Origin of the sequence: Acetobacter sp. UBA5411, from assembly GCF_002409645.1 — a bacterium.
Taxonomy (GTDB): Bacteria; Pseudomonadota; Alphaproteobacteria; order Acetobacterales; family Acetobacteraceae; genus Acetobacter.
This window is the reverse complement of record NZ_DHNR01000006.1, coordinates 37,916-59,004: the sequence shown is the minus strand read 5'-3', so window position 1 is coordinate 59,004 and position 21,089 is coordinate 37,916. Positions and strand designations below refer to the sequence as shown.

At 56.1% G+C, this 21,089-nt stretch carries 16 protein-coding genes and 2 pseudogenes; 11 read left to right on the top strand and 7 right to left on the bottom strand.

Going from position 1 to position 21,089, the window contains the following annotated elements:
• Window positions 1-1,313 (bottom strand): ABC transporter permease subunit (locus B3759_RS02595; RefSeq protein ID WP_291363350.1); only part of this gene is annotated, 1,313 nt, incomplete at its 3' end.
• On the bottom strand, window positions 1,310-2,269 hold the full coding sequence (locus B3759_RS02590) for a LysR family transcriptional regulator (protein ID WP_291363348.1): 960 nt from the start codon (window positions 2,267-2,269) through the stop codon (window positions 1,310-1,312). The genes B3759_RS02590 and B3759_RS02595, both read right to left, overlap by 4 nt.
• A 247-nt stretch (window positions 2,270-2,516) precedes the next feature.
• Here B3759_RS02590 and B3759_RS02585 point away from each other — a divergent pair, with 247 nt between their 5' ends.
• From B3759_RS02585 to B3759_RS02545, 9 genes and pseudogenes are all read left to right on the top strand, one after another.
• Window positions 2,517-3,458 (top strand): 2-hydroxyacid dehydrogenase, encoded by a 942-nt coding sequence (locus B3759_RS02585; RefSeq protein ID WP_291363346.1) that lies wholly within the window; start codon window positions 2,517-2,519, stop codon window positions 3,456-3,458.
• Window positions 3,459-3,502: 44 nt separating this feature from the next.
• Window positions 3,503-4,258: a class II aldolase/adducin family protein gene (locus B3759_RS02580; protein WP_291363345.1), complete on the top strand. Its 756-nt coding sequence runs from the start codon at window positions 3,503-3,505 to the stop codon at window positions 4,256-4,258.
• 183 nt (window positions 4,259-4,441) lie between these two features.
• Window positions 4,442-6,727, top strand: a pseudogene (locus B3759_RS02575) (TonB-dependent receptor).
• 10 nt (window positions 6,728-6,737) lie between these two features.
• The gene (locus tag B3759_RS02570) at window positions 6,738-7,577 is read left to right on the top strand and encodes a sugar phosphate isomerase/epimerase family protein (RefSeq protein WP_291363343.1); all 840 of its coding nucleotides are present in this window, start codon (window positions 6,738-6,740) and stop codon (window positions 7,575-7,577) included.
• Between the two features lie 12 nt (window positions 7,578-7,589).
• Window positions 7,590-8,621 (top strand): isopenicillin N synthase family dioxygenase, encoded by a 1,032-nt coding sequence (locus B3759_RS02565; RefSeq protein ID WP_291363341.1) that lies wholly within the window; start codon window positions 7,590-7,592, stop codon window positions 8,619-8,621.
• 400 nt (window positions 8,622-9,021) lie between these two features.
• On the top strand, window positions 9,022-9,324 hold the full coding sequence (locus tag B3759_RS02560) for a hypothetical protein (protein ID WP_291363339.1): 303 nt from the start codon (window positions 9,022-9,024) through the stop codon (window positions 9,322-9,324).
• 230 nt (window positions 9,325-9,554) lie between these two features.
• Window positions 9,555-10,775, top strand: a complete 1,221-nt coding sequence (locus tag B3759_RS02555; protein WP_291363380.1) for an NADP-dependent isocitrate dehydrogenase — start codon at window positions 9,555-9,557, stop codon at window positions 10,773-10,775.
• A 45-nt stretch (window positions 10,776-10,820) separates the two neighbouring features.
• On the top strand, window positions 10,821-11,867 hold the full coding sequence (locus tag B3759_RS02550) for a transglycosylase SLT domain-containing protein (RefSeq protein ID WP_291363337.1): 1,047 nt from the start codon (window positions 10,821-10,823) through the stop codon (window positions 11,865-11,867).
• A gap of 169 nt (window positions 11,868-12,036) precedes the next feature.
• The gene (locus B3759_RS02545; RefSeq protein WP_291363335.1) at window positions 12,037-14,268 is read left to right on the top strand and encodes an amylo-alpha-1,6-glucosidase; all 2,232 of its coding nucleotides are present in this window, start codon (window positions 12,037-12,039) and stop codon (window positions 14,266-14,268) included.
• An 89-nt stretch (window positions 14,269-14,357) separates the two neighbouring features.
• Here the strand turns inward: B3759_RS02545 and B3759_RS02540 are convergent, their stop codons facing one another.
• From B3759_RS02540 to ispH, 4 genes are all read right to left on the bottom strand, one after another.
• The gene (locus B3759_RS02540; RefSeq protein ID WP_291363333.1) at window positions 14,358-14,708 is read right to left on the bottom strand and encodes a hypothetical protein; all 351 of its coding nucleotides are present in this window, start codon (window positions 14,706-14,708) and stop codon (window positions 14,358-14,360) included.
• A 113-nt stretch (window positions 14,709-14,821) separates the two neighbouring features.
• Window positions 14,822-15,250 (bottom strand): ribonuclease HI, encoded by a 429-nt coding sequence (rnhA, locus tag B3759_RS02535; RefSeq protein WP_291363378.1) that lies wholly within the window; start codon window positions 15,248-15,250, stop codon window positions 14,822-14,824.
• A 46-nt stretch (window positions 15,251-15,296) separates the two neighbouring features.
• A complete protein-coding gene (locus B3759_RS02530) occupies window positions 15,297-16,289 on the bottom strand; it encodes a homoserine kinase (RefSeq protein WP_291363331.1) in 993 nt (330 codons plus the stop codon).
• Window positions 16,290-16,302: 13 nt separating this feature from the next.
• Window positions 16,303-17,301, bottom strand: coding sequence for a 4-hydroxy-3-methylbut-2-enyl diphosphate reductase (ispH, locus tag B3759_RS02525; protein ID WP_291363329.1), 999 nt, complete (start codon window positions 17,299-17,301; stop codon window positions 16,303-16,305).
• Between the two features lie 337 nt (window positions 17,302-17,638).
• On the opposite strand from ispH, the gene B3759_RS02520 reads away from it, so the two are divergent.
• Together B3759_RS02520 and B3759_RS02515 are read left to right on the top strand one after the other, a co-directional pair.
• Complete coding sequence (locus B3759_RS02520) at window positions 17,639-18,268, top strand: hypothetical protein (protein ID WP_291363327.1); 630 nt, start codon at window positions 17,639-17,641, stop codon at window positions 18,266-18,268.
• Between the two features lie 179 nt (window positions 18,269-18,447).
• Entirely contained in the window at window positions 18,448-19,986 is a 1,539-nt protein-coding gene (locus B3759_RS02515; RefSeq protein WP_291363325.1) for a gamma-glutamyltransferase, read from the top strand.
• Between the two features lie 588 nt (window positions 19,987-20,574).
• Here B3759_RS02515 and glnA read toward each other — a convergent pair.
• Window positions 20,575-21,089: pseudogene (glnA, locus tag B3759_RS02510) on the bottom strand (glutamine synthetase); the annotation flags it as partial.

Genomic DNA, 21,089 nt, shown 5'->3' with positions numbered 1-21,089 from the left:
CGGAGCGCCTGCGGGAAGATGACATAGCGATAGATCTGTGAACGTTTCATGCCCAGCGCGTCGGCTGCGACCAACTGTCCCTGATCAACTGCGCGCAAGGCGGCGCGATTGATCTCCACCTGATAGGCGGATTCATTGATCGATAGGGACAGCCATGTTGCCAGAAACGGTGTGAACCAGCTTTCACGAAAGATCGGGAAGAACTGGGGCAAGGCGTTCCAGATGAACAGGAGCTGCAAAAGTGTCGGCGCTCCACGAAAGACTGCGACATAGGCCGAAAGCAGCATCTGTAATGGTGAGCGGGGACCATTGAGTTTCAACGCCACAGGAATGGAGATGGCGATGGCGGTCAGGTGGGACAGCACTGCAACAATCAGAGTCAGAGCCGCGCCTTTTACAAAAGCCATGGATGTCAGGGCGGAGAAAAAGACTTCAAGATTGAATGCGGAAGGGGCCGCTTTCTCGGTAAAAGCCTGTTCCTGTGCGTTGGAAATGTTCCATTTCCGGCTCAGATTTTCCAGAACGCCCTGTTGTTTCAGCGTTGCGACTGTTTGTGACAGGACTTCCTTGTTGTGAGGATCTTTACTGATATAGGCACCGAACTCCCGAAAGTCGGGATTATCAGGTTTCAGAATGATCGTGACTTTTCCGCCCAGCTGTTTCTGGCGGTAATAAACTTCGACATCCTGAGTGATCAGCGCATGCGCACGGCCAAGGAGGACCTGCTGTACGACCTGATCCTCGGCCGGATACTGTTGAAGGCCGATTGGCTTACGTCCCGATTGTATCAGCTTCTGGTTGGTCTTTTCCACAAGAGTTGCGTAGCTGGTGCCGGACTGCACAGCGACGTTCAGTCCGGAAAGATCGTCCAGTGACGTGATGCGTGGGGTGCCGGAGCGGGCAATGACCACAATGGATGAGTCCAGATAGGCCACAGCATCGTAATTTTTTTCGCGGCCTGCCTGCTTCATGATGCCGCTGACCACCATGTCGCATCGGTGGGACGACAGGCCGGGTAGCATGCCCTCAAAGTCCATTGTCAGAATGGTCGGTTCGACATGCCATATGCGACCGAGTTCGCGAGCAAGATCAATGTCAAATCCCGCAACATCGCGCGTATCCTGCCCATTCACGAAGGTCATTGGAGGAAGCGTGGGATCTGTGCAGACAGTAAAGTGACCTGCTGCTGCAAAAGATGGGACGTTCGTATCCTGGGCATATCCTGCTGGAGCAAGCCCGCACATCGCCACAAACAGACCTGTCGTGGCGATCAGACGTAATGCTGACCGGTGTATGAAAGAGCGGATTTTCACCGGCTGACCTCATTGAGAACGGAGCGGAAGGCGGCAGTCATCGGCTCGCTGTCCTGCGAAGGGCGGGCGAGAAGATAAAAGCTGTTGGTCAGGGCGAGACCGTCAAACCCAATCCGGCGCAGACGGCCTTCCTCTACCATCGGTTCAGCGAACAGATCGGGAAGAAAACCGATGTAAACGCCAGAAAGAATCAGAAGAGTGCGGGAGTCGATGTTGTCTGCAGCGGCGGAAAAGTTCATCTCGCTGCGTAGTTCATCCCAGCGCGGGGAGGTCGTGGCGTCCGAAACCTCGATCATGCGGGCTGCCGTCAGATGGGCCCGCGTGATTTCCTCATCGGTCATGGAGAAGAAAGGATGCCGCTGCCCGCAATAAAGGGACGCGGTTTCCTGAAACAACGGGGTTGTCTGCATTTCCGGTCGCTGATGCGGATAGAGCGTAATGCCCATCGTCGCCGACCCGTTGATTACGGCGAATTCTACTTCGCGCGGTGTGGCCGAGCGTACGTCCATGTAAATGTCGGGATAATGAACGGTAAATCGCTCTATGGCCCTGACGAGGACTGTCTCACCGTGGATCTGGATTGTATCGGGGAGATAGAGCCGGAATCGTCCGGAAAGGATACCGCTCGCCTCGTTGAGACGCTTCTGAAAACTGTCAATGTCATCAAAAAGTTTTCTGGTGGCATCCAGAACGCTTTCCCCCGAAGGAGTCAGGGCGAACCCGCTGCGACCACGATGACAGAGGGTCGTGTTCAGTCTTTTTTCAAGCGAAGAAATGTCGATGCTGACCGCAGATTTGCTTTTGCCGAGCGCCACTTCCGCCGCAGCGAACCCACCATGCTCCGCAACGGCGGCGAAGACCCGCAGAAGTCGCAGATCGACTTCTGCGATCCGGCCCTGAAAGCCGGTGGTGCGGTTGGGGAAACTGGACGGCATGCGGCTCAGAGCGGTCTCCATTGTCGGTTGCATCTCATGTCGTTCCGAAAGTTAAACAAAATCCGGGAGGTGGCGTCAACTGCTTTCGAAAGACTTTACTTTTGCGATTGCTAAACCGAATGCACGGCATAAGCCTGATCAACACGGTGGTTCAGGTCGCCACTTAAGAGAATGACAAAGTCATATTGCGCTGTATGAAAATGCAGATCATGGTCGTTCTGCTGTATGTTGCGATATCAGAATGAGCGACACGCTACGGGAGAAAGGGATGACAAGACTCGCTGTCAGCGCGGATGGACCAGACGCCTGGGAAAGCTGGCGGGATGCTTTCGCCCGTGTTGCCCCGGACCTCCCCACCATTTCCTGGTTTGACCCGACATTTGATCCAGCCGACGCCAGTTATGTTCTCGTTTGGGAGCCGCCTGCGGGCGAAATGATGCGCATGGCCTCCATGCGGGCCATCCTGAGCACAGGGGCGGGGGTCAATCATCTGGTCAATCGACCTGATTTCCCGGCGGATGTGCCGCTGGTGCGCATGGGTGGCGATCAGACTGCCGTTCTCATGGCGGATTATGTGATGTGGGCGGCAATCGGGCTTTTGCGGGATGCGAAAAGCTGGACCCGTCAGCAGGAACAGCATGTCTGGCATCGCCTCCCTGTGTTTCGCAATAGTGCGGAAACGCGGATTGGAATCCTCGGATTTGGCAATCTCGGTGCGGCAGTTGCGCGTCGTCTTGCCGCAGCAGGTTTTATTGTTTCCGCCTGGTGCCGCAGTCCCCGTGAAGAAAAGCAGATCCCACTGTTTTTCGGCGAGGAAGGACTGTCCGAGTTTCTCCCGACCGTCGATATTCTGGTCAATCTTTTGCCCAGTACGCCGCAGACACGACACATCATTGACGCGGATTTCCTCTCACGCCTGAAGCCGGGCACGGGTTTCATCAATGTGGGGCGCGGGGATCATGTGGTGGAAGAAGATCTTCTGGCGGCGCTATCGTCAGGACAGCTGGATGGTGCCGTGCTGGATGTCGTGGCGACAGAGCCTCTGCCTGCCGGGTCGCCGTTGTGGGATCATCCGCGTATCACTCTGACGCCGCACATGGCGTCAGAAGCTTCGCGTGACGCACAGGCAGCCTATGTGGCGCATGCCATTGCGGAACTGGAAGAAGGACGGACGCCGCCGCTCCTGTATCGTCCGGAACGCGGATACTGAGCTGCGTCAGACAATCATTGCTGTGTGAGTAAGGATAAGGAAACATGCAGACATCTCCTACTGCGTCGTCAGCGCAGGACGAACAGACACTCCGTGAAGATCTGGCCGCAGCCTATCGTCTGCTGGCGATGTTCGACATGACGGATCTTGTCTACACGCACCTTTCTGTGCGTCTGCCGGGCGAGGATCACCGTTTTCTCGTCAATCCTTACGGGCTTCTGTTTGAGGAAATCACGGCCAGTTCTCTGGTTGTGGTCGATGCGGAAGGACATCCGAAACAGGCGACAAGCTGGCCCGTTAATCCGGCCGGATTCGTCATTCATTCCGCCGTTCATCGCGCCCGGCCGGATGCGGCCTGCGTCATGCACACGCACACGCTTGCGGGCATGACGATCGCTGCCCAGACCACGGGTATTCTGCCGGTCAATCAGATGAGCATGGAATTCTACGGTCGTGTCGGTTTCCACGGTTATGAAGGAATCGCTGCTGACGACAATCTCAGCGAACGCGAACGGCTCGTCCGCGATCTTGGTGACAATATCGGCCTGATTCTGCAGAACCACGGATTGCTGACGGTTGGTTCGACGGTGGCGCAGACATTTTACCGAACTTGGTATCTTGAGCAGGCCTGTCGCATTCAGGTTGCCGTGCAATCGACCGGTGTGCCGCCCGCTCTACCTCCTGAAAGCTACGTCCTGCGTGCGCGGGAACAGTTTGAAAAAGATGAGGATCAGGGCGGTCTTCCCTGGGCAGCGCTAAAGCGCAAGCTCGACCGCGAACAGCCCGACTATCGGAACTGATTTTTACAACCCGGATACACTGTCATCCGGGTTTCTGTTTCCAGAAGCATGTTGTGAAACAGGACCTGTCGTATTTCAGAAAGAATTTGTGACACTAAAGTGAGCTTTTGGAGCTTCTTAACGAAACCGTATCGGTTATTGTTGTTTAATCGAAACAAGTAAGCAGATAGCCAAGGGCATCCGATGAGAGTTGTGTTCCGTTCCCGTCCCCCTCGCCACGCCCTTTTCACCGCTTCCCTGCTCTGTGCAGCCAGTCCAATCGCTACGGCAGTCGCTGCGACTGGTCAGGGCAAGGATCCTGCGCACCGGGCAGCAGCCCATTCCGCACAGCCCGCCAAAAAAGCTCCAAGAACGCGGGTTGCAGCGAAAGCTGATCCGGAAGCCATCACCGTCACCAGTTCCCGTACGCGCCGTTTCCATCAGATGGCCAATACCGTGAATACGCTGAGCGGTCGTCAGCTTGAGCAGTTTCATATTGTCAGCCCGAAGGAAATTGCAGCGTTCGTGCCCGGTGTGACGGCCGTGAACGCCGTTTCCGGCAGCACGCCGATCTTCTCGATCCGTGGTATCGGTCTCGATGATTATATTGGCACCAATATGGGCGGCATCGGGATCTATCAGGACGGTGTTTTTGCGCCTTATCCCGTTCTCTATAACGGTCAGATGTATGACGTTCAGACTGTCAGTGTCGAAAAAGGACCGCAGGGTTTCGAATATGGCCGCAGCACGACAGGTGGTTCCATCAATGTGGAATCTGTAAAGCCATCAAGCAAGTTCGGTGGTTTTCTTAACTGGGGCTACAGCAGCTACAACACCAATACCGGCAAGGGTGCGATCAACGTTCCCATTACGGATCATATCTTCAACCGTTTTTCTTTCAGCTATATCAAGGGTGATGGCTGGCAGCATGACGTCAATACCCACAAGCTGTACGGGGCGCAGGATATCCTCGGTCTGCGTAACCAGACCCGCTTTGATCTTGATGACCGCTCATCCCTCCTGCTGAACATTCACTATACCCGTGACCGTGGTACACCAATGTCGCCACAGGACACCAACGTAGACCAGATGAACAATGTGCCTGTCGGCACTTATGGTGTTGGTCCGAACGCCAAGAACAATGCGGTGAATGTCGGGTCAAACCGTGCTTCCCGTGATGAGAATGGCGGCGGCGTCGGGCTCAACTTCACACGCCGGTTCGACTGGGGCACGTTCACGTCAGCCACCGGCATCGATTTCTATCGTCGTAGCAATTATGACAACTACGATGGTGAATCCGTGAATGTTGGCGATTACCACTGGAACGATACCTATATCGTCCAGTAGCATGACATGCATCTGCGCACGACGATCGCCAATCGTCTGCATCTGACCGTCGGTGTGTATGAATCATACGACAAGATCAACGGTGCTTACACCAGCTATCGTTCCTTCCTGCTGGGTGGTCCTGACGGAAATCTGACAGATCATTTCGTGCAGCAGAATCTGTCGACGGGCCTTTATGTCAACACCGTCACCAATATCGTCAAAGGTCTGGACTTTATCGCTGGAGGCCGTTTGTCCTATGACGAGCGTGGTTTCCACGGCGGCACCCATGATGATGGCGGTCTCCTGACGGGTGTCCCCGGCTCTTCGCTCAGCTACCTGAACAGCAATCACACCTATGAGCGCTGGACTGGAAAAGTTGGCCTGCGGTATACGATCGTACCGGGCACGTTCGTCTATGGTACGATCTCAAACGGCTACAAGGCGGGCTCCTACTTCGCTGGACCGGTCAGCTCTCCTAGTGCGCTGGATTACGTTCGTCCCGAGAACCTGATCGCCTATGAAGTGGGCGCCAAGACCAGCCTGTTCCATGACAAGTTCATTCTGGAAGGTTCTCTATTCGACTACGAATATCACAACCGTCAGACGCTGTTCGTTGCTGAGATGCCGGGCAATATCACATCGCTCAGCCTTGGCCCGATCCCCCGGGCAAGAACGCGTGGTGGTGAACTGAGTGGCACACTCCATAACTTGGTTCCGAACCTCGATCTGAACGGTTCGTTTGCCTATCTTGACGGACGCTCGATTTCTTCAGTCACCAATATCGGAGGTCTGCCGCTTCTCTCGAACGTGGATGCACATTCGGCCCTGCCGTTTGCGCCCCGCTTCTCGTGGAGCGCCTACGCCCGGTACGGTATTGACCTGATCCATAATTATCGTGCGACTGTTCAGGTTAACTACACCTGGAAAGACAACATGCTTGTCGCTCTTGGTGATCCGAATGGTCAGACCAGCAAGATCAGTTCGATGGGCATGCGGCTTGAGGTCGGCCCGAAGACCGGAAAATGGACGGCTGCTGTCTATGTCGACAACATGCTGAACAAACACGGCAACACCTACTCCTACACGGGAAGCGACAACAGCCGCGTGCAGTATCTCCAGACACCACGCTGGGTCGGCTGTGACCTGCGTTACAACTTCTGAAGCCTGCTTTATGAAACTGGAACTGTTCAGAACACTCTGGGGCGATATGCGGGACTGGGATGACATCATCCCGGAAACGCGAGAGGCCGGGTTTGTCGGTCTGGAGGCGCGCATCCCCCAGACCGCCGTGGAAGCTGCGGAAAAGGCTGCTGTCCTGCAAGGGGAGGGAGTGCCTTACATCGCCATCGCCATGACCGGCGGCGGTGTTATCCCACGACAGTCTGCAACAGTTTCAGATCATCTCGATGACTTTCGGGGATGCCTTGATAGAGCGGCCATCATGGCACCACGCTTTATCAATGTGCTAGGTGGCAATGACCGCTGGTGCGCCAGCCAGCAGGCCGAGTTCATCAACAAGGCTCATGAACTGGGAAAAGAAGCGGGATTTACCTGCTCTTTTGAAACGCATCGTGCGCGCATCCTGTCCTCGCCATGGATGACGCTTGAAGTGCTGCGTCAGTGTCCTGATGCGGTCTTCACTGCCGACATTAGTCACTGGGTTGTCGTGTGTGAACGGTTGCTTGACGATCCATGCGATGACTTCACACCTTTTATCGAACGGGTCCATCATCTTCAGGCCCGTGTCGGTTATGATCAGGGACCGCAGGTCACGCATCCCGGCGCCCCCGAATATGCCGCTGCGCTCTCGTTCCATCAGAAATTCTGGCAGTCTGTCTGGGACTCACAGAAGAGGCGTGGCTACACCATGACCACCATGACGCCCGAATTCGGGCCGGATGGGTATCTTCATACATTGCCCTTTACCAACGCCCCCGTGGCGGATCTCTGGGACCTCAATCGCTGGATCGGCGCTGAGCAGATGCGTCGGTTCGCCCTCTGGACAAGCTGAGACTGATAAATCATGACGGCCACAGAAACATTCACATCCATTCCGTGCGTCAACATCGCCGGACTGTATTCCGACAATCTGGCGGATCGTGAAGCGGTCGCCAGCGAGCTTGGCGACGCCGCCCGCAAGGTCGGGTTTCTCTATATCGAAGGCCATAAGGTCAGTGACGACCTGATTGCCGGTGTCCGGGCGGCGGCAAAGGATTTCTTCTCCGAACCCTTCGACGAGAAGATGAAATATTATATCGGCACCTCCGCCACGCATAAGGGCTTCGTCCCGGAAGGCGAGGAGATGTATGGCGGCGATCGTCCTGACCACAAGGAAGCCTTCGACATCGGTTACGAGGTGCCGGCGGACAATCCTTTGGTCAAGGCTGGAACGCCGCTGCTGGGTCCAAACAACTGGCCGACGATCCCGCATTTTCGCGAACGTGCAGAAGCCTATTACCGTGCGGTGTTTGATCTCGGTCGGACCCTGTTTCGCGGTTTCGCGCTGGCGCTTGGCCTGCCGGAAGATGCGTTTGACGATAAGGCCAATTTCCCACCGTCCAAATTGCGCATGATCCATTATCCCTATGATGGAGACGCTCAGGACGCTCCGGGTATCGGCGCGCATACGGATTATGAGTGCTTCACCATCCTTCTTGCTGACGCACCCGGTCTGGAAGTCATGAACGGCAACGGCGACTGGATCGATGCACCGCCCATTCCCGGCGCTTTCGTCGTCAATATCGGTGACATGCTGGAAGTGATGACGGCGGGTGAATTTGTTGCCACAGCGCACCGCGTTCGCAAAGTCAGTGAAGAGCGTTACTCCTTTCCGCTTTTCTATGCGTGCGATTATCACACCGAGATCAAGCCGCTTGCCGCGTTCGACAAGGAAGGGGCGTCTTACGAGGCGATGATGATCGGTGATCATATGTGGGCGCAGGCGCTTCAGACTTACCGTTATCTCGTTGAGAAAGTAGAGCGCGGTGAACTGAAACGGCCTGAAGGCACCCGTAAAACAGCGACATTCGGTCATTTCAAGCGGGTGAAAGCGTAAGAACTGCTTTCGCTGTGTATTACAGGAGGAGGCTTCTTTTTGTAAAGAAGACCTCGCCCGTTTTGAAAATATTCTTATATTATAATTATATTTTGAAATTATTCTAAGAAGAAGTCGGGTCTTTCATCAGGGATTTTTGTTTGCTTATGGCATCATCGGCAATACGCCCATCCAGTTTCTTATTCTTCTTTAATGGTAATGAATGCACGTGTAGTAATCATGCATCTGTTGTGTTTCTCTCGTCTGGAGAAGATGTAGAATTATCTGACGTGCTTGTGATGATGATAATGAAGATGTGAGCACACAAATTTATTATTCCACATAACGGGGCCGTTACTGGCCATATCTCTCGGAATTTTACAGGATTTACTCAATCCTCAATCAAATCCGGAGAGATGTTATGAAGCGTTATCTCGCCGCTCTATGTGTCATGACCTGCATGACGGGTGCAGCTTTTGCTGACAGTCAGACCACACGCTCCGACCGGCCCCGCGTTACCATTCAGCACGTATCAAGCCAGAGCGATGTGTCCCGGACTGTTGCGCAGGCCAGTAACAACCAGTCATGTGTAAAGGTGTGGGTGAACCAGCAGACGCATGTCTATCACATGCCGGGCAGCTTCTGGTACGGCGCGACCCCGAACGGACGCTATATGTGCGTGCAGCAGGCCGTTGCGGGCGGCAATACACGGGCGTTTTTCTGAGCCGCACGGTCTGGTTCTGAAGATGCGGCCTTATCCTTCACCATGCCTCACACGAGCGTGACACCAAAAAGTCCTGTTCATACGCCACCTGTATGACGCCTATCGCAAATGTGAGTGAAAATGCACTCTTCGACCGTTGGGCGTCATCGGTGGTCGTGTTAGGCAAAAATCATGTTCAGTGCCGGAAAATGGCATGAAATATGACGATTATCGAAGGAAATCCACGTCCTATGGCGAAAATAAAGGTCAAGAATCCGGTCGTTGAACTCGATGGCGACGAGATGACCCGCATCATCTGGCACTTCATCAAGGAGCGTCTGATTCTGCCTTATCTCGACATTGACCTGAAATATTACGATCTTGGGATCGAAAATCGCGACAAGACGGATGACAAGGTCACGGTTGAGGCTGCCGAGGCCATCAAGAAATATCGTGTCGGCGTCAAATGCGCCACCATCACGCCCGATGAAGCGCGTGTCGAAGAGTTTGGTCTCAAGAAGATGTGGCGTTCTCCGAACGGCACAATCCGCAACATTCTTGACGGCACCATCTTCCGTGAGCCGATCATCTGCTCGAATGTGCCGCGTCTGGTGCCGCACTGGAGCAAGCCGATCGTCATTGGCCGTCATGCGTATGGTGATATCTACCGCGCTGCTGAGACCAAGATCCCCGGTCCCGGCAAGGTGACGCTAAACTATGTGCCTGCGGATGGTGGAGAACCGCTTGAACTTGAAGTGCATGACTTCAAGGGACCGGGTGTGGCGCTGGGCATGCACAATACCCGCGCTTCAATCGAAGGCTTTGCCCGGGCATCGCTGAGCTATGGCCGTGACCGCAAGTTCCCGGTCTATCTCTCGACCAAGAACACGATCCTCAAGGCCTATGACGGCATGTTCAAGGACGTGTTTCAGGAGATCTACGACAAGGAATTCAAGGCTGATTTCGAAAAGCTGGGTATCACATACGAGCACCGTCTGATCGACGACATGGTGGCCTCTGCCCTGAAGTGGGAAGGCGGTTATGTCTGGGCCTGCAAAAACTATGACGGCGATGTGGAAAGCGACATCGTGGCGCAGGGCTTCGGCAGTCTCGGTCTGATGACGTCCGTTCTGCTCGATCCGACCGGCACCGTCGTTGAGTCGGAAGCGGCGCACGGCACGGTGACACGTCACTACCGTGAGCACCAGAAGGGTCGTCCAACGAGCACAAACCCGATTGCGTCGATCTATGCGTGGACGCGTGGTCTTGCCTATCGCGGCCGTTTTGATGACACACCGGATGTGGTGGCGTTCGCGGAGACGCTTGAGCGCGTCTGTGTCGAGGCAGTCGAAGCGGGTGAGATGACCAAAGATCTGGCGCTGCTGGTCGGCAAAGGCACGAAATGGCTCGATACGCAGCCGTTCCTCGATGCGATCGACACACGCCTTCAGAAGGCTCTGAAAGCAGCATAAGCCTCTGCTAACGGTTGGTTAGGGAAAACGCTGCATTCTGCTGGGATGCGGCGTTTTCTTTTTCTTGCCATCGGGTGTGTGTCAGTTCCAGTTTCGGACGCATGGGCTGAGACCCCGCTTCCGGCCATGTCATGGGCTGCACATCCGCCTCTTGAGCAGGGTGGCGCCAATGTCCAGTCATTCTGGTCGGCAGCACGCACACCATCACCATTTGCCGCATCTGGTGGAAGTGGGGCAGTTACTGGTGCACCCACACCGGGACAGACGGCGTTGGCGATGGGCATCCAGCCGTCGTTGCAAACTACTGGAAACATTGCCCCCGGAGATGCTCGTCTGTGCACAAACGCCATTCTGATGGCGGAACGCAGCACCCGCATTCCGGACCAGTTTCTTGTCGCCATGGCGCGTGTCGAGAGTGGCCGTCATATCAATGGCGAGATTGTTCCTTGGCCATGGACGGTCAATGCGCAGGGCAAGGGCTATGTCTATGACAACAAGCGTCAGGCGATAGAGGCAGTCCGCGCTTTTCAGGCGCAGGGCATCCGCTCGATTGATGTTGGCTGCATGCAGGTGAATCTCCAGCAGCATGCGGATGCTTTCCCTTCACTGGAGGCAGCGTTCGATCCATCCACAAATGCCATGTTTGCGGCACGTTTTCTGACCGATCTTTTCAGTCGAACGGGAAGCTGGCCCAGAGCTGCTGCGGCCTATCATTCCTTCACGCCCAATATCGGGTCCGCCTATCAGTGGAAAGTGCTGGAATCCTGGGCGATGCCATCCGGTGCCGGTTCGTCGCATTCTGCGTCCCCAGTCGCGATGACACCCCACCACACGGCACCTCTGGCTCCGTCCACGCAACCGACTACGCCCTATGTCACTGCCCGGGGAGCCGCAGCCACCATGGCGTCCATGGGCGGCGGCGGCAATGCGACAGCCCCCGTCTCTTCCGCAGGGCCGGCCGGAGGCTATGCAGCTCCAGCCTCCCGTCCTGCTTTCCTTGGCGGAGAAGGTGGGGGGCGTTCACTGGCATCCTATCGGGCGAACCCCGTGCATATGGTGCGGCAGGCCATGATCCTGCCACCAAGATTCTGACCGAGCCAGCAAAGATAACTCATCCGTAAGGAAGTTTTTCTTTCTTTGAGGCGACCATCACGTCCATCCTGCGTTAGGCATCAGAAGGCGGAAAAGCGGCCCTTCTGCAAGAGCTGATACATTTTTCCTTTGCTGCTGTCCTGCCAGACACAGAATGGAGTGTGTTTTCATGGATGCCCAGCCTACTGGTTCTGCCGATCATACTGATACTTCTGTGGACGAACAGGTCGATACCGGACTTCTCTCTGATGATCTGAGCTCGATGGCCAGCGCGATCCTGTCGAGCCGACGGCTACATTGCCTGAAAAATGGTGATCTTTTCGGCGTTTTTGATCAGACAGGAGATATCCTCTGGGGGCAGGATATTGCCGACGGCCTGTACTACCGTGACACGCGCTATCTATCCGGCCTGACATTCCGGCTGGAAGATCAGAGACCAATCCTTCTGTCATCTGTTGTTCGCGAAAACAACATTATGATGTCAGTGAATTTGACGAATGAGAATCTGTCACTGCGTAATGGCTCGCGTCTTGCGCATGATCTGCTTCACGTGCTGCGTTCGCGCTTTCTGTGGAACGGTGCGTGTTACGAGCGGATCGAAATACGCAATTTCGATATAAGCCCTCATGAAATCGTCTGTGATATGCGGTTCTTTGCCGATTTCGCGGATCTTTTCGAAGCGCGAGGCATGAAGCGTCCCAGACGGGGCGAGACCCTAGAGCCCGTCATAGAAGACGATACGGTCACGCTCTCCTATAAAGGGCTGGATGACCGCACGCGGACGACACGTTTGCGGTTCTGTCCTAAACCGAAAACATTATCGACAGATCGGGCGACATTCGGGTTTTCCATCAAGCCTGGAGAAAAGGTGCTAATCCATCTGGAGGTTCAGTGTGATCCTTCGGAAAGGCAGCAGAGCACTGAACCGCCTCCGCGCGCCTTTCTGTTTGCTGCCGTTGCGGCCAGACGGGCGCTGAGAAATTCATCTTCCCGTGCATCCGCCATTGCCACGTCGAACGAAGCATTCAATGAGGCGATCCGGCGGTCCATCTGCGACATCTACATGCTGTTGACGGAGAAAAAGACCGGGCCTTATCCTTACGCTGGTATTCCTTGGTACAGCACGGTTTTCGGTCGGGACGCACTGATCACGGCGCTACAGACCTTGTGGCTCGATCCTCTGATTGCGAAGGGCGTGCTCCAGTATCTCGCCGTCAATCAGGCGGATCATGAAGACCCGCTGGCGGATGCTGAACCGGGCAAGATTCTGCATGAGGTGCGTCTGGGTGAAATGGCTGAGCTCAGGGAAGTGCCATTCAGGCGCTACTATGGTTCGATTGATTCCACACCGCTGTTTGTCATGCTGGCCGGTGCCTATCTCGACCGAACGGGAGATGTCGGAACGCTCAGCCATCTCTGGCCGCATATTACGCGGGCCATCGACTGGATAGAGCGATTTGGTGACCGTGATGGTGACGGCTTTGTGGAATATGGTCGTAAAAACAAGGACGGACTGGCCAATCAGGGATGGAAAGATAGCCACGACAGTATCTTTCATGCCGACGGCACTCTGGCCGAAGGACCGATCGCACTATGTGAAGTGCAGGCTTATGTTTATGCAGCGAGACGTGCTGCGGCGGTGATCGGGCGCAGGCTGGGACAGACTGCCTATGCGGCCCATCAGGATACGAGAGCGGACGCTCTGAGAGTCTCGTTCAATCTGAAGTTCTGGAACGATGACATCGGCACATACGTCATCGCCCTTGATGGGAAAAAGAAGCAGTGCGTCGTGCGGTCTTCAAACGCAGGACATGTGTTGCTGACCGATATGGTGCCGGGTGAGCGGCTGGATAAGGTTGTGCAGAACCTGATGAATCGGAAATCGTTCTCGGGTTGGGGCATCAGAACCATCCCTGAGGGAGAGGCCCGGTATAATCCCATGGCCTATCATAATGGTTCTGTCTGGCCGCATGACAATGCGCTGATCGCCATGGGGTTTGTGAAGCATGGCCTTAGAAAAGAGGCGGCACTTATCTTCAGCGGATTAAGCGATGCGGCGCTTCACACCGATCTTCGTCGCTTGCCTGAACTATTCTGCGGATTTACCCGTAGTCAGGCGGAGGGGCCGGTTCGCTATCCTGTGGCCTGCTCGCCTCAGGCTTGGGCGGCGGCCACTCTCCCGGCGCTCGTGCAAGCGGTCATGGGATTGCGTTATGACCCGGATAATGTGGCGGTTGAATTCGTTCGTCCGGTTTTGCCGGAAGCCATTCATTCCCTCAAGCTGTTCAATCTTGCAGTAGGAGGGGAGTGGCTGACTGTGAGGATTGTGCGGGCTGGTGATGAAGTCGCGATCAATGTCGTCGAACGCTCTGCTTCAATCCAGATGAAGATCATCAATTAGCAGAATGAATTAAAGGCGCCGATCGAAAGATAGTCTTTCGATCGGCGCCTTTTCAGAAACTCTTACAAGCCTGTAAGGGCTGCGAGCTATTACTGCGCGATGTCGTGCGCGGTCTTCTTCGTCCAGTTCGCCGTGTCATGAGCGGCTTCCTGGGTGCCGTTCTTGGTGGCGTTCCAGCCTTTTTCACCCGTCTTGCCTGTCCATTTGGCAGCCTTTGTTGCGCCGTTCTTGGTGGCGTCCCAGCCCTTCACGGTTTCTTTCTTGGTCCACTGCGCCGCATCGGTGGTGCCGTGTTTCACTGAGGACCAGGACTGACGCACCGAACGGCAGAGATCGCTTTCACAGGGCTTCTCAGGTGCATCTGCGGCCATCGCAGCAGGTGCCAGAGACAGGCCAGCCAGAAGAAGAAGGGCAGATGAAGTATGGAAGCGGATCGACATGTGAAAACTCGCTAAAAAACAAAAAAGGCAGACTGTCACTTCGGACCGCATACGGCAAGTCCGGGTTCTGCACTTCCGGGAACAGCCGTTTTACTGGCCGTCACCTAAGTTGGTCAGTCTTTTTCAATCGCGATACGGGCTTCCGTCGCCAGTTCGTCCACGCGCTCGTTTTCCGGCACACCGGAATGCCCCTTGACCCAATGCCAGGAAATATCATGCGGTTTGGCTGCGTCGAGCAGTCGTCGCCACAGATCCATGTTCTTGACCGGATCACCGGAGGCGTTGCGCCAGTTGCGACGCACCCACCCTGTATGCCAGCGCGTGATGCCATTGCGGACATACTCGCTGTCGGTATGCAGTGCGATCTTGCATGGGCGTTTCATGGCTTCCAGAGCCTCGGCGGCGGCTGTCAGTTCCATGCGGTTGTTGGTGGTTTCCGGCTCACCACCAGACAATTCCCGCTCATGCCCCTTGTAGCGGAGCAACACGCCCCAGCCGCCGGGACCGGGATTGGGGCGACATCCACCATCTGTCCAGATCATGACGACAGCATCGTCATCCTGAACGGTTTCCGGAGCATCCTGTGTTTCAGACACCGTAGACCCCGCTATTGCCCGCAGCGAGATGAAACCGGAGACGGTGGATGTAATCCATCGGGTCCTTGCGTGTGACCATCGCATCCGGCGGTGTGTTGATCCAGTCATACAGACGGGTCAGGGCAAAACGTATCGCGGCACCCGCGCAAAGCACCGGTAGGGCATCCCGTTCGGCAGCAGTGAGAGGACGCACGCTTTCATAGCCGCTGATCAGCTGCCGGGCGAAGGTCTCGTTGAATCCGCCATCTTCGCTGAAGCACCAGGCGTTCAGGCAGATAGCGACGTCGTAGGCGAGGAAATCCGTGCAGGCGAAATAGAAGTCGATCAGGCCGGAAACCTTGTGGTCAAGAAAGAACACGTTGTCGGGAAACAGATCGGCATGAATCTGTCCATGAGGCAGATCGGCCTGACTACCAGTTGCGGGCCATGCCGGAAGAATCCGGTTCAAAGCGAGATCAAGTTCTTCGAGAAGCTGTTTCGTCGTCTCGGTCTGTCGGTCTGAACGAGCGGCATCCTGCAAAAGTGGTCGCCACGCATCGGGACCGAGGCTGTTGGCGCGCACGGGCGGGTAGCTGTTTCCGGCGACATGCAGACGCGCAAGAGCTTCGCCAAGTGGATGACAATGTTCGCTGTGAATATGGCGCGGCCAGACACCGGAGAGGAATGTCGTGATCGCCGCCGGACGGCCTGCGAGTGTGCGGAGTGCTTCACCGTCCCGGCCACAGACGGGCAGGGGACAGGACACGCCTTTGGTCGCCAGATGACGCATGAAGCCCAGAAACCACGGCAGATCGTCCGGATTCACACGCTTTTCGTAAAGCGTAAGAATGTAGTCAGATTCCTGACCGTCTTTTTCGGTGCGCAGAAGGAAATTGCTGTTTTCGACCCCTTCCGCGATGCCGCGAAAGGCAGTCAGATGCCCGATGTCGTAACCGACGAGAAAAGCGGAAAGCTCCTCGTCGGTGATTTCTGTGTAGACGGCCATGAGTCTCTTTGCGTTAGCCGAGCGGGGCGGGAAGGCGGAATGTGACGTTTTCTTCCTTCACGGTGCGCTCGTCGATCTGTAGCGTGTAACGCTTTGCAAGCTCGTTGACCATTTCCTGCACCAGCGCTTCCGGTGCGGATGCGCCTGCCGTGATGCCCAGCGTCTTCACGCCTTCCAGCACGGACCAGTCGAGGGCAGCCAGCTTGGGAACAAGCAGGGCGCGCTTGGTGCCGGAACGCTCCGCCACTTCGCGCAAGCGCTGCGAATTGGAAGAATTGGGTGAACCGATGACGATGACCAGATCGCACTCAGGAGCGATGGCCTTCACGGCTTCCTGACGGTTGGTCGTCGCGTAGCAGATGTCCTCGCGCTTCGGGCCCTCAATAAGCGGGAAACGGTCGCGGAGAATGTCCACGATCTCAGCCGTGTCGTCGACCGAAAGGGTGGTCTGCGTGATGAACGCCAGACGCGTCGGGTCGGCGGGCTGCACCGTCCGGGCTTCTTCTGCGTCGTTGATGAGCGTCACCGCTCCCGGCGGCAGCTGACCCATCGTGCCGATCACTTCCGGATGACCGGCGTGACCGATCATCAGGATGTGGCGGCTGTCCGGTCCGCCATTGGCGTAATGACGCTCGGCCTCGCGGTGAACCTTGGACACCAGCGGGCAGGTCGCATCAAGGTAAAGCAGGTTACGGCGGACGGCTTCAGCCGGAACGGTCTTGGGAACGCCGTGAGCGGAAAAGACGACATGACCATCGGCGGGAACCTCGTCGAGTTCCTCCACAAAGATCGCGCCTTTTTCCTCCAGTTCCTCCACCACGGTCCGGTTATGGACGATTTCGTGACGTACATAGACCGGAGCGCCGTAAGCGCGGATGGCTTCTTCCACCACGCGGATGGCGCGGTCGACGCCGGCGCAGAAGCCGCGCGGGCCAGCCAAGAGCACCTTCAGGGCGCGTGTCTGGTCCTGCGTTTCGGCAGGCTTCTGGGAGAGAGTGGACTGGTCGGGCATGGTGTTCCCCAAACATTCGGCGGGCGACATTACGGGGCAACCGGCAGAAGCGTCGGCTGGCCACAGGATCGGTTTTGCCTCGCCCTACGCAAGACGGGCGGATCGCGCAAGCCGTATCGTGATAAAGAGCTATTCTTCTCTTATGACACAAAACCGGGCGTTTGCCCCATATCTCATGTGACTGTTTATTTTTTTGTGTACGATTTCAGGCCGGACCGGTTTTCGTGAACGCATTTCTGGTCGATACTCGCCCAGTGATCTGTGCCCACTGCATGACGCCTCCATGTGAGGGGAAATGTGGCATCAGGTCGTGTAACTTGTCAGTCTGGATTGTCGCATGGCCCGGTCTCCGCTTGTGTTTCTGCATTCTTTCCGTTCGTTCGCGGTGCGTGATCATCTATCGATTCGCGTGGGGTTCATGAAATGGGGCGTCACGGGACTTGCTGCGCTGATGATGCCTCTGGCGCTGACCGGTTGCACCGAGAGCGATGACAATGTCTTCGCCCCGAGTTGCCCGGAGATGCATATTCCCTCGGAAGTGGCGGATTATTACAACTACTCCGCCAAGGGGCCTTCATTCGATCATCTGGTGACTCATGCGAGTCTCAGCAGTTTGAGTGGCGACTGCATGTCGAGCGGACGCAAGAATCTGAGAACGCGGGTCGGTGTGCATATGGTGGTCCGTAAGGGACCGGCGGCTCCCGGAGAGACGATCACTCTGCCCTGGTTTGTCGCCGTGGTGCATAATGACAAGATCGTCGGAAAACACATTTTCGAGCAGAAAGTTACATTCCCGGCCGGACAGGATGCTGTTGCCGTCGATACGCGGCTTGTCACCGTCGATCTGCCGATCAAGCCCACCACAATAGAAAACGGCTATCGTTTTGAGGTCGGGTTTCAGCTCAACCACACACAGGTTGCCTATAACCGTGAGCACGGGGTGACGGCGTCTTTCGTGTCGAAGTGAGCAATAAGGCTTTGTTTCGGGCGTATGACTTTGCCCCGGAGTGGGGAAAACCTCAGGCTGCCCCGTTGCCGCATTGCGGGAAGAAAGCTAACCAAGTCACAAGGCCATGTCCGGCCCCGGAAGGTGTCGGACAGATCAACAGTCATGATGGCCAACTGCAATAATGGAGTGTCTCTCGCGTGCGTGAACGTCCCGTAAGCTTTCGTTCTGTTTCGTGCGGCGAGACGCCTGTTGCGAAGGGCGCTGGCCGGAAGGTCGCGGTTGTCCGGCGGATCGGTCTTCTGCTGGCCATGACCGGCATGATGTCCGGCTGTTCGTGGATATTCGGAACCCCGTCCCAGAGCGAGTCCGACGAGCATCCTGTTCTCTCCTTGTATGGCACCGGATCGAAGATGCTGTCGGGTTACGTGGGCAATGTCGTCGCTGACGAGCCGCATGCCGCGCTGGCTGCGATGACCGTTCTGCAGCGGGGAGGGAACGCCGCCGATGCCGCCGCCGCGCTGGGTCTGGCGTTGTCGGTGACACTGCCCTCGCGTGCCTCTCTTGGCTCCGGTGGCGCCTGTGTGGCTTGGCGTCCCGAGGATCGCGGAGCCGGACGGGCTTTTCTGTTCATGCCGACAGGCGATGCGCCTGCTGACCCTGTGTCAGGGAGCAAGGGGCGGGTCGACAGGCCTGCCTCGATCCCCATGCTCGCACGCGGTCTTTTCCTGATGCAGCTGCGTTACGGTAGTGTGGATTTTGCCGAGACGACACAGCCAGCCATCACGCTGGCCCGAAACGGTATCGAGGTCGGTTCGCAGTTGGCTGCGGATCTGACCGTGGTGCAGGCACCGCTTCTGGCTGACGAGAGCGCACGTCGTATTTTTGGACGCTCTGATGGCACAGTGCTGAAGGCGGGCGATATCTTCAGTCAGCGTTATCTGACTGGCACGCTTGAGCGGATACGGTCAGCCGGTTCCGGTGATCTTTATACCGGTGCTCTAGCTCAGGTTCTGGTAGCGTCGAATGAAACAACCGGTGCAGGTCTGACCATGGTTGGGCTGCGTGGGGCGGTTCCCATCGAAACGACACCTCTGACCGCAACCGTCGGCAATGTGAAAGTATCCTTTGTGCCGCCTCCTGCGGACGGTGGCTACGGTATGGCCGCTGCATGGAAAGCGGCTGAAAACGGCCAGACTGCTGGAAATACCGGCGCGCGGGCTGTTGCAGGCTGGCGTGCAACAGAAGGACGCGCTTCTGTTGCGACTTTGACTGCACATGCTCAGGCCCTGCTTGATTCCGGAAAAATGCCGGGAGGAAGCAGCCTGCCAAACCTGCCTGCCTCGACGTCCTTTGCTGTTGTGGACAGGAAGGGCGAGGCTGTCGCTTGTGCCGTTTCGATGAACAATCTGTTCGGTAACGGGCGTGTCGCAGGTTCAACAGGTATTGTGCTGGGTGCGTCAGCCGCCCATCGCCCGCGCCCGATCCTGTCGGCTGGTATTGCTCATCAGGACGGTGTGTTTCTCGCTACGGCGACGGCATCCGGACAGGCTGATGCTGCTGACGCTGCCGGCGCTGCGCTGTCTGGCGCATTGGCGGGAGACATCAAGGCTGCCACGGCTAACGGTCGTGCTAATGCGATTTCATGCCGCAATGGTCTGCCGGGTGGCAGCAATCACTGTTTCGGGTGGGTCGATCCGCGCGGTAGTGGATATGCAACGGGCTCTGACCGGAACTGAAACTTACGGATAGTGGGGTAAGCTTTCGGAACATTTCTACAGAGTTCAGAAGCTCGATTGTAGAAATGTTGCTATAGCTTTTTTGTAAGACGCTGACGTGTTTTACAAATATGAGGCGAGATAGGGTGCTGCTTTTGTCTCCCTTTATTTAACAAATTGGGATCAAAGGGACTGTGTTCCTTTGTGGGGTTCGGGGCAAAGCCCTGAAAGCATTCCCGGTCTTTGAAAACTATTCTGGAAGCAGTTGAGCTTTTGCAAAAATGATGTCCTGTTGCTCTGTTTGCACAGACGGATTTGAATGTTCTGATTGTTGGTTAGAGTCTAAGCCTGTCCAGCACGTCATCTGCAACGGCCAAGTCGTACTGCCTGATCTCTGGTTTCGAATGAAATCAGATGGACGTTTTTTCTAAAAAACTGGTGTTGCTTGAACGCTGACGATGATCTGCGCTCAACGCTCGGAGCAAACAGGCTCCATGTCCGTTAATCGGATTGATGCGCTCGTCCCGAAAGCGCAGAACGCTTGACCCCAACAAAAAACGCGGCCTGTTAAGGCCGCGTTCCTTGAAAGTCCCACTCTGTCTGAAAAGATCAGACCGAATAGTACATCTCGAACTCAACCGGGTGAGGTGTATGCTCGAAGCGATACACGTCTTTCCACTTCAGCTCGATGTAGCTCTCGATCTGGTCTTTCGTGAAGACGCCGCCAGCCAGCAGGAACTCGTAATCAGCTTCCAGAGACTGGAGAGCTTCACGCAGAGAGCCAGCAACTGTCGGGATCTGCTTCAGCTCTTCCGGCGGCAGGTCATACAGATCCTTGTCCATGGCGTCGCCCGGGTGGATCTTGTTCTTGATGCCGTCCAGACCAGCCATCAGCATGGCGGAGAACGCCAGATACGGGTTGGCTGTCGGATCCGGGAAGCGAACCTCAACGCGCTTTGCCTTCGGGCTCGTCGCATACGGGATACGGCAGGAAGCGGAACGGTTGCGGGCAGAGTAAGCCAGCAGAACCGGAGCTTCGAAGCCCGGGATCAGACGCTTGTAGGAGTTGGTGGACGGGTTGGTGAACGCGTTCAGCGCCTTGGCGTGCTTGATGATGCCGCCGA

Bases quoted from the DNA above. Each gene is read 5' to 3' on its own strand.
- B3759_RS02520 (WP_291363327.1), top strand. From the start codon at position 17,639: ATGGCCCGGTCTCCGCTTGTGTTTCTGCATTCTTTCCGTTCGTTCGCG.
- B3759_RS02565 (WP_291363341.1), top strand. From the start codon at position 7,590: ATGACGGCCACAGAAACATTCACATCCATTCCGTGCGTCAACATCGCC.
- B3759_RS02545 (WP_291363335.1), top strand. From the start codon at position 12,037: ATGGATGCCCAGCCTACTGGTTCTGCCGATCATACTGATACTTCTGTG.
- B3759_RS02555 (WP_291363380.1), top strand. From the start codon at position 9,555: ATGGCGAAAATAAAGGTCAAGAATCCGGTCGTTGAACTCGATGGCGAC.
- B3759_RS02530 (WP_291363331.1), bottom strand. From the start codon at position 16,289: ATGGCCGTCTACACAGAAATCACCGACGAGGAGCTTTCCGCTTTTCTC.
- B3759_RS02580 (WP_291363345.1), top strand. From the start codon at position 3,503: ATGCAGACATCTCCTACTGCGTCGTCAGCGCAGGACGAACAGACACTC.
- B3759_RS02540 (WP_291363333.1), bottom strand. From the start codon at position 14,708: ATGTCGATCCGCTTCCATACTTCATCTGCCCTTCTTCTTCTGGCTGGC.
- B3759_RS02560 (WP_291363339.1), top strand. From the start codon at position 9,022: ATGAAGCGTTATCTCGCCGCTCTATGTGTCATGACCTGCATGACGGGT.
- B3759_RS02585 (WP_291363346.1), top strand. From the start codon at position 2,517: ATGACAAGACTCGCTGTCAGCGCGGATGGACCAGACGCCTGGGAAAGC.
- B3759_RS02570 (WP_291363343.1), top strand. From the start codon at position 6,738: ATGAAACTGGAACTGTTCAGAACACTCTGGGGCGATATGCGGGACTGG.
- ispH (WP_291363329.1), bottom strand. From the start codon at position 17,301: ATGCCCGACCAGTCCACTCTCTCCCAGAAGCCTGCCGAAACGCAGGAC.
- rnhA (WP_291363378.1), bottom strand. From the start codon at position 15,250: ATGATCTGGACAGATGGTGGATGTCGCCCCAATCCCGGTCCCGGCGGC.
- B3759_RS02550 (WP_291363337.1), top strand. From the start codon at position 10,821: ATGCGGCGTTTTCTTTTTCTTGCCATCGGGTGTGTGTCAGTTCCAGTT.
- B3759_RS02590 (WP_291363348.1), bottom strand. From the start codon at position 2,269: ATGGAGACCGCTCTGAGCCGCATGCCGTCCAGTTTCCCCAACCGCACC.